The organism is Salmonella enterica subsp. diarizonae (assembly GCF_008692785.1).
GTDB lineage: Bacteria > Pseudomonadota > Gammaproteobacteria > Enterobacterales > Enterobacteriaceae > Salmonella > Salmonella diarizonae.
Map to the genome: position 1 here is coordinate 754,612 of NZ_VXJV01000001.1, position 15,826 is coordinate 770,437.

Consider the following 15,826-nt stretch of genomic DNA (forward strand, 5'->3'; position numbering starts at 1 on the left):
TTTGAATTGTCTATCCGTTCATTCAAGGTACGAGAGCAGCATCCATGAAAAAACACACCCAGCTGTTAAGTGCATTAGCGTTAAGTGTCGGGTTAACTCTTTCGGCGCCGTTTCCAGCCCTTGCATCGATACCAGGCCAGGTGCCAGGCCAGGCGACGCTGCCAAGCCTTGCCCCTATGCTGGAGAAAGTGCTGCCTGCTGTCGTCAGCGTAAAAGTCGAGGGAACCGCCACCCAGAGCCCAAAAGTGCCGGAGGAGTTTAAAAAATTCTTTGGCGAAGATCTGCCAGACCAGCCGTCCCAGCAGTTTGAAGGACTCGGTTCGGGGGTGATTATCGATGCCGCGAAAGGCTATGTATTAACCAATAATCATGTGATTAATCAGGCGCAGAAGATCAGCATTCAACTGAATGACGGACGCGAATTTGACGCGAAGCTGATCGGCGGCGACGACCAGAGCGATATCGCTCTGTTACAGATTCAGAATCCCAGTCAGTTAACGCAAATTGCGATCGCCGATTCCGACAAACTCCGCGTCGGCGATTTCGCCGTGGCGGTCGGTAATCCGTTTGGTCTGGGGCAAACCGCCACCTCCGGGATTATTTCAGCACTGGGACGTAGCGGGCTTAATCTGGAAGGGCTTGAGAACTTTATTCAAACCGATGCCTCCATTAACCGCGGCAACTCCGGCGGCGCGCTGCTTAACCTGAACGGCGAGCTGATTGGGATTAATACCGCGATCCTCGCGCCAGGGGGCGGGAGCATCGGCATCGGCTTTGCTATTCCTTCCAATATGGCGCAGACGCTGGCGCAGCAGTTGATTCAGTTCGGCGAAATCAAACGCGGATTGCTGGGAATTAAAGGCACTGAAATGACCGCTGATATCGCTAAGGCATTCAAACTGAACGTTCAGCGTGGCGCTTTTGTCAGCGAGGTTTTACCCAATTCAGGTTCGGCGAAGGCCGGGGTGAAATCCGGAGACGTGATTATCAGTCTTAACGGTAAGCCGCTGAATAGCTTTGCCGAACTGCGTTCACGTATCGCCACCACCGAACCGGGCACGAAAGTAAAGCTGGGTCTGCTGCGCGATGGTAAGCCGCTGGAGGTGGAAGTCACGCTGGATTCCAATACCTCCTCTTCCGCCAGCGCCGAAATGATCGCCCCGGCGTTGCAAGGCGCGACGCTGAGCGACGGACAACTGAAAGACGGGACGAAAGGCGTTAAGATTGATAGCGTCGAAAAAAGCAGTCCCGCCGCTCAGGCCGGTTTGCAAAAAGATGATGTTATTATCGGCGTTAACCGCGATCGCATCAGTTCTATCGCCGAAATGCGCAAAGTGATGGCGGCAAAACCGTCTATCATTGCCCTTCAGGTAGTACGCGGCAACGAGAACATTTATCTATTGCTGCGCTAATCCTGTCTTAAACCGGGCATCAGCCTGCGATGTGATGTCCGGTTAACTCATGGTATGCTGCTGCCGTTCCCTTTTTTAACGACGCCTCCATCATGTTTGTGAAGCTCTTACGTTCGGTCGCAATAGGTTTAATTGTCGGCGCTATTCTGTTGGCCGTCATGCCTTCTTTGCGCAAAATTAATCCTATCGCCGTCCCGCAATTCGACAGTACCGATGAGACGCCAGCCAGCTATAATTTTGCGGTTCGCCGCGCCGCGCCTGCCGTCGTCAATGTCTATAACCGCAGTATGAACAGTACCGCGCATAATCAACTGGAGATCCGCACGCTGGGTTCCGGCGTGATCATGGATCAACGCGGTTATATTATTACCAACAAGCACGTGATTAACGATGCCGATCAGATTATCGTCGCGCTACAGGACGGCCGCGTGTTTGAAGCGCTACTGGTTGGCTCCGATTCGCTTACCGATCTGGCGGTGCTGAAGATCAACGCCACCGGCGGGCTGCCTACCATCCCGATTAATACAAAGCGTACGCCGCATATTGGCGATGTCGTACTGGCTATCGGCAACCCATATAATCTGGGACAGACCATCACCCAGGGGATCATCAGCGCAACGGGTCGTATCGGCCTGAACCCGACGGGGCGGCAGAATTTTCTCCAGACCGACGCCTCGATTAACCACGGTAATTCCGGCGGCGCGCTGGTCAACTCGTTAGGCGAACTGATGGGGATCAACACCCTCTCTTTTGATAAGAGTAACGATGGCGAAACGCCGGAAGGTATTGGTTTTGCGATTCCCTTCCAGCTAGCCACGAAAATTATGGATAAGCTTATCCGCGACGGTCGCGTGATTCGCGGCTATATCGGTATTGGCGGACGAGAAATCGCGCCGCTGCACGCGCAGGGTAGCGGCATGGACCCGATTCAGGGCATTGTGGTTAATGAAGTAACGCCAAACGGCCCCGCCGCGCTTGCCGGTATTCAGGTTAACGATCTGATCATTTCGGTCAATAATAAACCGGCCGTGTCCGCGCTGGAGACGATGGATCAGGTGGCGGAAATCCGTCCGGGCTCCGTCATTCCGGTCGTGGTGATGCGGGATGATAAGCAGTTCACGTTCCAGGTGACGGTGCAGGAATATCCGGCGACTAATTGATATTTTCTGCGCCGTTAATCAAGCGGGCATAAAAAAACCGGAGTTAACTCCGGTTTTTTTATAATAACATATGGCTTACTTCGTGACGAACTCTTCGCCAAGCGTAATGTCTTTTTTCAGTGTATCCAGCATACCTTCCAGCGAGCGTTGCTCGAAAGCGCTCAGCGTGCCGATGGATTTACGCTCTTCTACGCCATTTTTACCCAGCAACAGCGGCTGAGAGAAGAAACGGGCATACTGACCGTCGCCTTCCACATAGGCGCATTCCACCACGCCTTTTTCGCCCTGCAGAGCGCGAACCAGAGAAAGACCGAAACGCGCAGCAGCCTGGCCCATAGAGAGGGTTGCCGATCCGCCGCCGGCTTTCGCCTCAACGACTTCAGTACCGGCGTTCTGGATGCGCTTAGTCAGATCGGCCGCTTCTTGTTCGGTAAAGCTTACGCCTGGAATCTGCGACAGCAGCGGCAGAATAGTCACGCCGGAGTGCCCACCGATCACCGGAACTTCAACTTCCGTTGGCAGCTTACCTTTCAGCTCTGCAACAAAGGTGTTAGAGCGGATGATATCCAGCGTGGTTACGCCAAACAGTTTGTTTTTGTCGTATACGCCTGCTTTTTTCAGCACTTCCGCCGCAATCGCAACGGTGGTGTTCACCGGGTTGGTGATAATACCCACGCACGCTTTCGGGCAGGTTTTAGCGATCTGCTGCACCAGATTTTTCACGATGCCGGCGTTAACGTTAAACAGGTCGGAACGGTCCATACCCGGCTTGCGCGCCACCCCCGCAGAAATCAGTACTACGTCAGCGCCTTCAAGCGCCGGGGTTGCGTCTTCGCCGGAGAAACCTTTGATTTTTACTGCGGTGGGAATATGGCTCAAATCAACGGCCACACCGGGAGTCACTGGAGCGATGTCGTACAGGGAGAGTTCTGAACCTGAAGGCAGTTGGTTTTTTAAAAGTAATGCCAGCGCCTGACCGATACCACCAGCAGCGCCGAGGACTGCGACTTTCATCCTAAACTCCTTATTATATGATTAACTTAGTGTCTATTGCTCCGCGGCGGCGACCTTAATTCACAAATTCAATGATTACAATCCTCACGCGTCAAGAATGCGGAGTCGCGCAATTTTGGCTTTTATGCATTTAATTTGCGTAATCCGGATCGGCTGCAACCAGAGAGCAACGTTCCTACAGGTGGTGACAATATACCCTACTGCCCCCTCAAAACAACATCATTTTGATAACAATTAATTTACTTTTAATCTTATTTGCGAGGCGTGACGCAGGCATGTTTCTTGATAACGAAATTTGATAAAATTCCGCTCTTTCATAACATTATTTCAGCCTTAAACAAGGCAGACTGTTTGCATAAAAATTCATCTGTATGCACAATAATGTTGTTTCTACCGCCATATTACGGGTGACTTATGCGAAGCTCGGCTAAACAAGAAGAACTAGTAAGGGCGTTTAAAGCGCTCCTCAAAGAAGAAAAATTCAGCTCACAGGGCGAAATCGTCCTCGCGTTGCAGGATCAGGGCTTTGAAAATATCAATCAGTCCAAGGTCTCGCGCATGTTGACTAAGTTCGGCGCGGTGCGTACGCGTAACGCAAAAATGGAGATGGTGTACTGTCTTCCGGCTGAACTGGGCGTCCCGACAACATCCAGTCCGTTGAAAAATCTGGTGCTGGATATCGATTATAACGACGCTGTCGTGGTAATCCATACCAGCCCTGGCGCGGCGCAGCTCATCGCGCGCCTGCTGGATTCATTGGGGAAAGCGGAAGGTATTCTCGGCACGATTGCCGGCGACGATACTATCTTCACTACGCCTGCCAGCGGCTTTTCCGTAAGAGATCTTTACGAAGCCATTCTGGAACTCTTTGAACAAGAGCTCTAGCCCTACTTCCTCCGTCGTCGTACGGCGGAGGCACCTTCTTCTCCTCTCTCCGCGCGGCTTTCCTGTACGGTTATCATTTGGCAAATCATGCCCTTAAACATTCACCATATGAATACCAAATCAAAAAAACGCACAAAATGTCAAATTTTTTAATGCATTGATTTTATTTTCTTTTTTTAAATATCGCGGCGAAAAGCAGCAATTTTAATTCTATAACATTATAAAAAATAAGATTTTTAGTATCTTAAAAAAGAAGAAACAATTAGCGTGGTATTAATTAATCGCGTGATTAGTGTATACTTGATTTTGTGATGAGGGTCACGAAACAAAGACCCCAGTAAAGGAATCGACGAGGTAAAAATCATGAAAATCAAAACCACTGTTGCAACATTAAGTATTCTGTCCATTCTCTCTTTTGGCGCTTTCGCCGCAGAACCTATCAGCGCAGAGCAAGCGCAAAACCGTGAAGCGATTGGATCGGTTTCAGTCAGCGCTATTGGCTCATCGCCTATGGATATGAACGCCATGCTGAGCAAAAAAGCGGATGAACAAGGCGCTACGGCCTACCACATTACCGAAGCGCATAGCGGCAGCAACTGGCACGCCACTGCCGAACTGTACAAATAAAATTCACCTGCCATCGCATATAACATGTCGTTACTTCGCGGAGATATCGCATAAGAAAAGCCCATTAATCCGCGAGGTTGACCCTATAAAGGAATAAAAGATTATGAAAACGAAATACATTATCGCATCACTCGGCCTGGCCACTCTACTCTCTTTCGGCGCAAATGCCGCAGTACACCAGGTCAACGCGGAACAGGCGCAGAATCTGCAACCGATGGGCACCATTTCCGTCTCGCAGATTGGCAGTACACCAATGGATATGCGCCAGGAACTCGTCGCTAAAGCCGAAAAAGCAGGCGCTAATAGCTATCGCATTATCGAATTAAAAGAAGGTGATAACTGGCACGCCACCGCCGAATTGTATAAATAAACCCTCGTCGTCTAACCCGACGACTTGCCCCCGCCTGTCGGGGGCTTTTTTATGCTTTTTCAATGCCGGACATTAAACCGTAGCCGCCCCTCCAACTCTTCTTCCGCTTCATCAAAGAGTAAAATCAGCGCCCCGTAGCGCCTGCGCAGTTTATCAGGCAGGTGAACGAACTCAATCTCTAGCGGTAAGGGTAAGATATCGCTCATTACCGCATCCCATAATGTATCAAGATCGCTTACTTTCTCACTGGCAAGACCAAACGTCTGCGTAAACTCGCGATAAAAATCGTTTTGGTTTTTAATATCATTAAAATCAAAAGTATAGACATTCATAGCCAGCCACCATCCCCGACAGACAATTGTCTGTTTTACTACAAAGCATCATTATGCAGAGGTTTCACTTCCAGAAACGCTTTTAGCCCCGGAGCACTCTTGCGCTGTTTTTGTATCTCGAATAAGTATAGTCATAAAAAAACCGACGCTTTTGGCATCGGTTCTCGTGGGTTAGCTATCGGTAAGCGCGTTCTGGTATTTATGTAACATGCCCGTCAGGCGTTTAACCGGTTCCGTCACCTGCGGCGGCGCCTCCCAGATACGTAATTTCTCCTGATAGATATCCAGCTCATCCAGCAACTGACCAAAGTAGCGTCGTCGTTTATCATCGCTTCCGGCGGAAATAACATGGTCTGCGGTACGACGAAGCTGACGATGGAACACTGACAGGTCTTCATTAACCGGTATCGGCGCATCGCGTAGACGTTGATGGGCAATGATCATCGTTAGCGCCAGACGGAACTTCGGCAAATCGCCAGGGAATTTATTCATCAGCAAAAAGAGTTGTTGATATAACGCAGGCAGACGGTTCTCTTTACGACGCGCCACGTTGGTCGTCATTGCCGAAACCGCAGCGGAAACAAACTGATTAAGCAGCACGCGACCGGTTCGGTCTTTGGATTTATCACGCACCAGCAAGATGACGATAAACGCCAGCATACAGCCGACAATTTGCCCCAACGCGCTGTCGAGGAACTGGCTGAAATGGAACGTCATCGGATTATCCAACACAATAATGTTAATTGTACTGGCCAGCGCCCCCATCGACCCCAGACGCCGTTTCTGCACCTCAATGCCGATAAAGAACCCCAATACCGCCAGGCTCAAACATAGCAACAGCATACTTTGCTGCGTATTGGGAATAATCACCAGGAAATAGAGCAATCCCAGCGGCAGCGCCGCCAGCGTGCCATAAATAAAATCAATGCAGACCATGCGCGGATTGGGTAAACGCATCGCCAGCGAGGTCACCACGGCAATCATCACCATCGCGCCATTACCCGATGTCCAGCCGGTCCATAGCCAGAATAATGTCCCCAGTACGCAGGAGAGCGTGGTGCGCCAGAAGTTCACCATAGCATGGTGACGTTCGGCGGATTCCACTTTAACCACGGGCTCGCCTTGCAGGATCTCTTCTTCCGTCGCGCTGATTTTGGTGTTACTGATCACGCCGCGTTTAAGCAGCAGATAGCGCGTTGCAGCGCCTACCCAGCTATAAAGCGTGACGGGCGTTTCGCGCTCGCCGGTCCAGACAATGACACGCCGCATCCTTTTTAACTGCCTGTGGACGTCCTGTACCGTTTCAACCGGCGTCTCGAACAGTTCCCGGAATGTATCGGTAATCAGTTCCGGCCGCGTATTTTGAATAAGATAAGTTTCACAGGATTGCGTAATCAGCGTGAGCGAAAGCGTATTCAACGCTTTCAGGCGGCGGTTAGCGCGTACCCAGCGCGAAGATTCCATATTCAGATTACTTCGCATCCCCTCCAGCGCCGCCGTGCGCCGCACCAGATCGCCCCAGGCGTTGTCGACCTCTTCGCTGTCGCCATGCTTAATACAAAGCTGCATTAGCTGGTACTGCGCCACCAGCAGACTATCCAGTTCGCGATCAACCTCCTGCTTTATCGATCGCGGCGAGAAAAGCAGATCCGCTAAAATAGCGCAGCCAATGCCGATGACGATTTCGCTACAACGCTCAAGCGCAAATTGCGGTGTGAGTAGCGGCTCCGTCTGAATGGTAATCACAATGATCAGCGCGGTATAACCCGACAGTCCCCACGCATAAGAGTTTTCGATCCGTACCAAAGACGAGATCCAGGTACAAAAACCGGCCCAGACACAGCACACCAGAATCATCAATAGCGGCGCGCGGATCATAGTGATAATGATCATAAGCGCAGCGATACAGCCAATAAACGTCCCGATAATACGCAACATTCCGCGATAACGGATAGCGCCGGAATAGGGTTCTCCGCCGGCGGCAAATGCCGGGCCTGCCGCCACGATCGCGGCGGTCAGCACCGCCCAACGCGGCGTCTCCAGTTGAAAATGGAAGCCGATAAATAATGCCAGCACAATGGCGCACGCCAGCTTTACCGCAAAGCGAATGTGCTGGTTGGCAATGGAGAAAATGCCCATGACGATTAACCGAATTCGCGCAGCCGGTGCGCCAGTTTACGGAAGAAGGAGTCCTGGCTTGCGTCACGATCTTGCTTACCGGTGATCACGACGGTTGCCGTCGTACCGGCTGGCCATAAATTCCCCTGCTGCTCGTCAAGCCGGATGCGCACCGGAACACGCTGGGCCAGACGCACCCATTCGAGGTTAGAGTCTATCGTCGCCATCCCTTTCGCATCGCTGGTACTGCTGGCATTCGTTACCCCTGCCGCCACGCTATCGACGGTACCTTTTAATACCCGGTTGCTGCCGAGCGGCGTGATTTCGGCACGATATCCCGGACGCACGCCTTCCAGCTTGGTCTCTTCCATATAGGCCTGCACGTAAAAAGAGTTCTTTTTCACCAGGGCGACGGCCGTGGAACCGCGGGTAATAAATTCACCGGCATAAACATTGAGGTTAGTCACCCAGCCGTCGGCAGGCGCGCGAATGACGGTGCGCTCAAGATCGAGTTTAGCCAGGTCGCGCGTCGCCTGAGCTTTAGCCAGTTGATGCAGTACAGTCTGCAAGACATTGTTCGCCTGATCGATCTCTTCCCGGGACATCGCCTGTACGCCGAGACGATTACGGCGACCGGCTTCCTGGCGTTTTTCCTGCGCCAGTACCTGATAATAGGCCACATCGGCTTCCGCTTCAGCGAGCGCTTTTTGATAGCGTGGCTGATCGATGGTAAACAGGACCTGATCCTTTTTCACCAGTTGGTTATCATGCACGTTTACATGGGTAATCAGGCCCGCGACATCCGGGGCGATAGCGACTACATCGGCGCTAAAACGCGCGTCGCGCGTCCAGGGGGATTCGGTGTAATACACCCAGGCGCGGAAAATAGCGATAAAGGCCAGAATAACCAGTACGAGGGTAATGGCCGTACGGGAGAGTTTTCTTGTTAGTGTTTTCACTTCAACCTCAAACGAACAGGCGCGATATTAAATAAAACAGACAACAATACAGCGCGGTATTGAACAAAGCCGGATGCCAGACAAAATCATAGATGCCCGTCGGCACAAGCATCCGACGCACCAGCCAAAAAATAGCCAGTGACAAAAGCAATTCAAAAAATATCGGTGGGAAGGAAAGACCAAACACCACGATAACGGGAAACAGACTCATGTTGACCTTGATTTCTGAGAGAGAGCAGGCGATAGATTGTTAAGCTACATCGCCGCAGAGAAGGGCAAGAGACGCCAGGCGAGAGCGACATAGCTCTTATTCGAATAATAGTATATTAGCGTAATTGTTATGCTGTTATCTATATTATGTGATCTAAATCACTTTTAAGCCAGAGTGAATAATGGAACGTTTAAAACGAATGTCGGTATTCGCCAAAGTTGTCGAGTTTGGCTCTTTTACCGCCGCAGCCAGACAGTTGCAAATGAGCGTGTCGTCCATCAGCCAGACTGTGGCAAAACTGGAAGATGAGCTTCAGGTTAAATTGCTCAACCGCAGCACGCGCAGCATTGGGCTCACCGAAGCTGGAAAAATCTATTATCAGGGCTGTCGTCGCATGTTGCATGAAGTGCAGGATGTTCACGAGCAGCTTTACGCTTTTAATAACACGCCAATCGGTACATTGCGTATCGGTTGTTCTTCAACCATGGCGCAAAATGTGCTGGCCGGGCTTACCGCGAAATTATTAAAAGAGTATCCCGGTCTGGCAGTTAATCTGGTGACGGGAATTCCTGCCCCGGATTTAATTGCAGACGGGCTGGACGTGGTGATCCGCGTGGGCGCGCTGCAAGACTCCAGCCTGTTTTCCCGTCGACTGGGCGCGATGCCGATGGTTGTGTGCGCCGCCAGGCCCTACCTCGCCCAGTTCGGCGCCCCGGAAAAACCCGCCGATCTCAGCAACCATTCCTGGCTGGAATATAGCGTACGCCCGGATAATGAGTTTGAACTTATCGCGCCGGAAGGAATTTCTACCCGGTTGATTCCACAGGGACGGTTCGTTACTAACGATCCGATGACGCTGGTACGCTGGCTGACCGCCGGTACCGGGATCGCCTATGTGCCGCTGATGTGGGTGATCGATGAGATCAATCGTGGCGATCTGGAGATCCTGCTGCCTCGCTATCAGTCCGATCCCCGACCGGTATATGCGCTGTACACCGAAAAAGATAAGCTGCCGCTTAAAGTGCAGGTAGTGATTAACGCGTTAACTGACTATTTTGTCGATGTCGCACACCTGTTTCAGGGGATGCGCGGGCTAGGAAAAGAAAAATAAAAACACCGGGTAATTGCTGGAGACGGTTGTAGGCCAGATAAGGCATTTATGCCGCCACCCAGCGCAGACATTGCCTGATGGCGCTGCGCTTATCAGGCCTGGGCGGCACACACCGCAGGCCTGATAAGGCGGACAGTTATGCGGTGCCGCCAACCGTCAGGTTATCGACTTTCAGCGTCGGCTGGCCTACGCCTACCGGCAGGCTTTGGCCCTCTTTACCGCAGACCCCCACCCCGTTATCCAGCTTAAGGTCGTTGCCGACCATGGAGATCTGTTGCATCGTTTCAATGCCTGATCCAATCAACGTCGCCCCCTTCACCGGCGTTGTGACTTTGCCGTTTTCAATCAGATACGCTTCCGAAGTAGAGAATACAAACTTGCCGGAGGTGATATCCACCTGACCGCCGCCAAAGTTAGGCGCATAAATGCCGTACTCAACGGATTCGATAATTTCCTGCGGCGTTGACTGCCCCGCCAACATATAGGTATTGGTCATACGCGGCATCGGCAGATGCGCGTAAGATTCGCGACGCCCGTTACCGGTCGGCGCAGCGCCCATCAGGCGCGCATTCAGCTTGTCCTGCATGTACCCTTTCAGTACGCCATTTTCAATCAATACGTTGTACTGGCCTGGCGTACCTTCATCATCGATAGCGACGGAGCCACGACGGTTCATCATTGTGCCGTCATCCACTACGGTACAAAGCGCGGAGGCAACCTGCTCGCCGATCTGACCGCTAAATACAGACGTTCCACGACGGTTAAAATCGCCTTCCAGCCCGTGTCCGACCGCTTCGTGCAGCAATACGCCCGGCCACCCGGCGCCCAGAACCACCGGTAACGTCCCCGCTGGCGCCGCGACCGCAGAAAGATTAACCAGCGCCATGCGTACCGCTTCTTTCGCCCACGCGTCGGCGCGAACCTCGCCGTCGAGATCGGCAAGAAAATACTCATAACCAAAGCGACCGCCGCCGCCGCTGGCGCCGCGCTCACGTTTACCATCTTCTTCCACCTGCACGCTAACGGACAAACGCACCAGTGGACGGACATCCGCCGCCAGCGTCCCGTCGGTCGCCGCCACGAGGATTAATTCATATACGCCAGTCAGGCTGGCGTTGACTTCCTGCACGCGTTTATCGGCTTCTCGCGCCGCTTTATCAACGCGTCTGAGGATATCCAGCTTCTCTTCGCGGCTCATACTTTGCAACGGATCAAGGGTGGTGTAGAGCGGCTGATGATCTACGGCGGCGAGCGTTTTTACCTTGCCTTCGCCGTTATCGCGTACAATGGTTCGCGCGGCCTGCGCACTCTGCTCCAGCGCCAGGAGGCTTATCTGGTCAGCATAAGCAAAACCGGTTTTTTCGCCGCTAATGGCGCGAACGCCAACGCCCTGGTCGATATTATATGAACCATCTTTAATGATGCGGTCTTCTAAAACCCAGGATTCGTGATAGCTCGACTGAAAATAGAGATCGCCATAATCAAGACGGCGTTCGGCCAGTTGGCCGAGGATAGCGAACAGATCCTGATGTTTCAGGCCGTTCGCCGCTAGCAATTGTTCACTTACCAGGTTCAGACTCATCGTTTTTGCTACTCGTTGATTTCTGCCGGATGGCGGCACACGCCTTATCCGGCCTATGTTGTTAGGTTGTGCAAACCGGATAAACGCAGCGTCATCCGGCATAACTATGTACTGAGAGTGGGGCAATTCCTCGCCCCCGTCAAATCATTGCTGGCTTTCTTTTCTCGGTTGGCGCAGAACTTCGTTGATCTGCGGCGCATCGACCGGACCGGTAATGCGATAACGCAGAATGGAGACCTTGCTCCATAGCGGCCCCAACACTTTACTGGCGGCAAATACCGCCGCGCCGACAATCGGGTTAACGGCAAAAGCCGCGGCGACCCCCACCGTGGCGGAAATTTCCGGCGCAACGACAGCCTCCATATCAAGACGACGGCGCACCAGATCGACGGAACCTTTCATTGCAATGTCTGCTTCCAGCCCGTCCACCAGCGTATCGTCAGTATGCAGGACGCCATCTTTAATCCACGCGGTACTACGGATAGAGTCGAAATAGAAGCCCTCGCTAAAGGTATCGCTAAAGTCAAACCGCAGTTTACGCAGTAACGCATCAAAACTGAGCAGCCGCAGTAGCTGCCCGGCATGACCGCTACTTAGATCAGTAAACTCGCCTTTACCCAGACGCGTACGTAAAATCCCGTTGAGCGTGGCTTCATCAGGTTGCCAGGGCGGGTTTCGCCAGTGCAGATCGTAATCTACGTTAAACGACGCGTTCTGGATTGGCGTCGAGATGCCGAAGAACCCGGCAGCCGCGTCCAGGTTACGGCCATGCAGACTGCCTTTCAGCGAGGTTCGTTCATTGCCCGGCGCATTCACCCACTCGCCGTTCGCTTTCAAACGAGCGAATCCGGTATCGATCAGGCCATTCGTCAGGGCCAGCGTATTGCCTTTGATGGCGAAATCGCCATCAATACGCCCATATTTTTGCCCCCACAGCCAGCACTCTTCGCAGCGAAGCTGTAAATCCGGCCAGCCGCGGAAGCTAATAGTGTTTGCCGAAGCAAACGTCGATGTCGGCGTTGACGACGAGGCGTGCGTTTTTGCGACGCCAGGGTTGTAATACAGATACTTAATGTTCGCCAGCCACGGCGCATGACTGCGCATAGTCAGCGTGGCGTTCACCTCACGGCCCTGCGCTTCAATTTTTGCTCCATTCAGCGAAGGGACTGAAACGACGCTCAAATTGTTCCACTGCTGGCCGCCCAGCGATAGCGCAGGAGTTCGTAACGTGACGCGTTGGGGAAGCTCGGCCGAACTGCTCACGTTATCCGCCGCGCCTTTCTGGAATAGCGCCAGCCATTGCGCGCCATCCAGCGCCGGCAGATTGAGTTCAACACCTTGTTGAGCAGGCAATGGCGGAATCGTCCGGCTGTCCGTCGTCCAGATGGCCCGATCCAGCGTCAGTTTCTGATTTAATAACCAGCGGCTATTAAAGTGATTTTTACTCCCTGCGCTCCCCGTTAGCGCAAAGCTTTTCAGGTTGCCGGCAGCTTTAATGTTCACCGGAATGGCTTCGCCTGCGGGTTTATTTAGCGGAGAAGGTAAGTGACTGCTCACATTTCTCAGGTCGCCGTTCAGCTCGATGTTATAGGTAGCGCCAGCGTGATACGGAAGATCGATGCCGACTTTACCATTCCACGCCACGCTGCCGCTCAGGGCATCATTCAGTTGCGGCGGTAAGACCCCCATACGCGTTGGCTGCCAGTTACCGTTAAGGTTGACGGCTACCTGATACGCTTTTGCCCCTTCCGTCGTACTGAAATCCAGGTTAAGCGGCTGATTAAACCAGTTTGCCGTCAGCGGCCCGCTTTTTAGCGCGCCATTCACAAAGCTGAATTTACCGTTCAAATTTTTGAGCGTGCTGTTTAGCGGCTTAATAAACAGGCTGTTATTACGCAACGAGACATCGCCCTCGGCGGTAACCTGTTCGCCATCCAGAGGAATATCAAGATGTAAGCGAGCATTCACATCGCCATCTAATTGTAGCTCCGCCAGCGTCGAACCAAGCGAGTCTTTTAGCGGCGTCTCGTCGAAATAAGGTCCAACGGCTTTTCCCGGCCCGTGAATATCGGCATCAATGAGCAGTTTCTCTTTGGAATAATCCGGAATCGCCGCCGCGAGTTTGCTGGCCTTCACCCCGCCCAAATCGACGCTATCCGAGCGCATCCACAGGCCGTCGTTCAGGAAATCCAGTTCAATATTGAGATTTTTTAGCGCAGGCCAGTCGGGTTGAAAGGCAAACGTCGCATTGCGTAGCGGCACCAGCACTTCAAACTGACCTTCGTTATGCTTATAGGGAAAGAGGTGCGGATTACCGCCGTAAACCAACGTGGCGTTATCCGCCTCGCCGCCCTGAATCGCGCCGCTAAGGTAATCTACCAGCGCTTTGCCCATCAGATTTTCCGGAAAATAGCGCCACGCCTGTGACCCGTCGTCGGTACTGATTCCGGCCAGAATGCCCAGCCACGGTTCATCGCCCGTTGGTTGCAGATAGCGGAACCCGCCACGCGCATGTACCGCCTTTGCTTTTACATCAATGTCACGGCCATCAAGCTGAAAGCCGTTCTCATTCTTCAACCAGCTAAGCGTCGCGACGCCGTTTTCAATTTCCAGCGGCGCGCGAAAAACTGTTTCATAGGGCATTTTGGCCTGCTGCATCACAACCTTCATCTGCCCGTCTTCTACGCTTCCCGCCAGCGTACCGGAAAAATGTTCCGCGCCAGGCAACAGCTTCCACTGTTTCCATGCAAGATTTTCCCACGATGCCTGAAAACGCGTTTTTTCGGTCGCCTGTAGCGGAATATCCAGCGCCAGTGTGGCGATCTTTCCGCTCGGCTGCGTAGCCTGCCATATTTCGCCCAGCGCAGGCGACAGTTTAGCCGCCAGCGGACGTAATGCTTCCAGCCCTGCCAGTTCAAGATTACTGGCGCGAATGCGCAGTTCATCGCTACGAGTGTGATTCTTCCCGCCGACGTCCTGCTGCGGGAGCCAGGCCACGGTTAACGCTCCGCTCGGCCAGGGCTTACCATCAAGCGTAATCCGCGTGTCGGGAATATAAAACTGCCAGCCCGGCTGCTCACGGCTAATGTGCGCCGTCAGGTTATCGACAGACAGCGTATGCGTCGCGTTATCGCCCAGCCAGCTTGCGCCGCCCTGTTTCAGCCAGACGTCTCCTCCGGCGATTTCACCTTTACTGAGCGTCATCCAGCCTTCCAGACTGAAACGCGCCGTCTGGAGCGCCACGTTATCCTGCATCCACCTACCCAGCCATGGCTTGACGTCAATATCGTCGGCCTGTAACCAGACTCTGCCATTATTCAGCAGACCGTCGTCATCGCGTAAATCCATCCGCACCTGCATTACGCCGTGCTGCCCGGTCAGGCTGGAGAGGCTGACCTCGCCTTCGGCGCGGTGCCGGTCTTTGCCGTTTAGCCAGGTAAGCTGTGGGATCGCCAGTTCCGCGCGTTGTCCGGAAAGCGTCAGAAAGCTAATTTGGCTATCGCGCAAATCGAAATGATCGAACTGATGCAGGAAAAGATCGCTTAAACGGCTGGTTTCGATGCCTTCCCCGTCGCTGCTTTGAAGAGGTGTATTGGTGCGGAAATTGAGCTGCCAGAAGGTCAGGTCGCGAAACTGCCAGCGCATATGCAACAGGCTTTGCCAGACATCCAGCGCCAGCGTAACGCGTTTTATCGACAGTTCGCCGCCATCTTTCAGGGCGGCATGAATATTATGCGCTTCCAGCGTAGGGCCAAAATTTTGCCAGCTTGCGGAGAGTTGACTGGCAGCCACCGGCACGCCGGTCGCGGACTCTATCTTATTCAGGATAGCTGGACGCCAGGCGTCCAGATGAGGCAACGCCAGGCGCAGCCCGCTAACCAGCAGCGCTGCAATGACGATGAGCGCGGCTCCAGTGAGCAATAAAATCCCCGGCAATCGCCTCACGCGTCTCTCCTTGTCTGCCAAAAAATACGACTCACAACCTCGTTTTGCCGGATGGCGGCGTGAACGCCTTATCCGGCCTGCAATGCTCGTACGGGGTGCG

At 53.1% G+C, this 15,826-nt stretch carries 13 protein-coding genes; 6 read left to right on the forward strand and 7 right to left on the reverse strand.

The features are described from left to right. Positions 1–44 precede the first annotated feature (44 nt). A complete protein-coding gene (gene degQ / locus F4V72_RS03670) occupies positions 45–1,412 on the forward strand; it encodes a serine endoprotease DegQ (RefSeq protein ID WP_053529433.1) in 1,368 nt (455 codons plus the stop codon). A 92-nt stretch (positions 1,413–1,504) separates the two neighbouring features. Next, on the forward strand, positions 1,505–2,572 hold the full coding sequence (gene degS, locus F4V72_RS03675) for an outer membrane-stress sensor serine endopeptidase DegS (protein WP_023246361.1): 1,068 nt from the start codon (positions 1,505–1,507) through the stop codon (positions 2,570–2,572). A gap of 75 nt (positions 2,573–2,647) precedes the next feature. On the opposite strand, the gene mdh is transcribed toward degS, so the two are convergent. After that, positions 2,648–3,586, reverse strand: coding sequence for a malate dehydrogenase (gene mdh / locus F4V72_RS03680; RefSeq protein WP_000861583.1), 939 nt, complete (start codon positions 3,584–3,586; stop codon positions 2,648–2,650). Positions 3,587–4,000: 414 nt separating this feature from the next. Between mdh and argR the strand changes: the two genes are divergently transcribed. The 3 genes from argR (at position 4,001) to yhcN-B (ending at position 5,468) form a co-directional block, all read left to right on the forward strand. After that, positions 4,001–4,471, forward strand: a complete 471-nt coding sequence (gene argR / locus F4V72_RS03685; protein ID WP_001257852.1) for a transcriptional regulator ArgR — start codon at positions 4,001–4,003, stop codon at positions 4,469–4,471. A 363-nt stretch (positions 4,472–4,834) separates the two neighbouring features. After that, complete coding sequence (gene yhcN, locus F4V72_RS03690) at positions 4,835–5,098, forward strand: peroxide/acid stress response protein YhcN (RefSeq protein WP_023246359.1); 264 nt, start codon at positions 4,835–4,837, stop codon at positions 5,096–5,098. A gap of 103 nt (positions 5,099–5,201) precedes the next feature. Continuing rightward, the gene (yhcN-B, locus tag F4V72_RS03695) at positions 5,202–5,468 is read left to right on the forward strand and encodes a DUF1471 family stress response protein YhcN-B (protein WP_000853279.1); all 267 of its coding nucleotides are present in this window, start codon (positions 5,202–5,204) and stop codon (positions 5,466–5,468) included. A gap of 59 nt (positions 5,469–5,527) precedes the next feature. Here yhcN-B and F4V72_RS03700 read toward each other — a convergent pair whose 3' ends face one another. The 4 genes from F4V72_RS03700 to aaeX form a co-directional block, all read right to left on the reverse strand. Then, complete coding sequence (locus F4V72_RS03700; protein ID WP_136057977.1) at positions 5,528–5,800, reverse strand: barstar family protein; 273 nt, start codon at positions 5,798–5,800, stop codon at positions 5,528–5,530. A 171-nt stretch (positions 5,801–5,971) separates the two neighbouring features. Continuing rightward, complete coding sequence (aaeB, locus tag F4V72_RS03705) at positions 5,972–7,939, reverse strand: p-hydroxybenzoic acid efflux pump subunit AaeB (RefSeq protein ID WP_023246358.1); 1,968 nt, start codon at positions 7,937–7,939, stop codon at positions 5,972–5,974. 5 nt (positions 7,940–7,944) lie between these two features. Beyond that, positions 7,945–8,877 carry a p-hydroxybenzoic acid efflux pump subunit AaeA gene (gene aaeA, locus F4V72_RS03710; RefSeq protein WP_000855134.1) on the reverse strand — a complete coding sequence of 311 codons (933 nt, stop codon included), beginning with the start codon at positions 8,875–8,877 and terminating at the stop codon, positions 7,945–7,947. Positions 8,878–8,884: 7 nt separating this feature from the next. Then, the gene (gene aaeX, locus F4V72_RS03715; RefSeq protein WP_000051840.1) at positions 8,885–9,088 is read right to left on the reverse strand and encodes a p-hydroxybenzoic acid efflux pump operon protein AaeX; all 204 of its coding nucleotides are present in this window, start codon (positions 9,086–9,088) and stop codon (positions 8,885–8,887) included. Positions 9,089–9,269: 181 nt separating this feature from the next. Here aaeX and aaeR point away from each other — a divergent pair, with 181 nt between their 5' ends. After that, positions 9,270–10,199 carry an HTH-type transcriptional activator AaeR gene (aaeR, locus tag F4V72_RS03720; protein WP_053508299.1) on the forward strand — a complete coding sequence of 310 codons (930 nt, stop codon included), beginning with the start codon at positions 9,270–9,272 and terminating at the stop codon, positions 10,197–10,199. Positions 10,200–10,335: 136 nt separating this feature from the next. Here the strand turns inward: aaeR and tldD are convergent, their stop codons facing one another. Continuing rightward, positions 10,336–11,781: a metalloprotease TldD gene (gene tldD / locus F4V72_RS03725; protein ID WP_023246356.1), complete on the reverse strand. Its 1,446-nt coding sequence runs from the start codon at positions 11,779–11,781 to the stop codon at positions 10,336–10,338. A 144-nt stretch (positions 11,782–11,925) separates the two neighbouring features. After that, positions 11,926–15,726, reverse strand: coding sequence for an AsmA2 domain-containing protein YhdP (gene yhdP, locus F4V72_RS03730; RefSeq protein WP_136057976.1), 3,801 nt, complete (start codon positions 15,724–15,726; stop codon positions 11,926–11,928). Between the last annotated feature and the right edge of the window lie 100 nt (positions 15,727–15,826).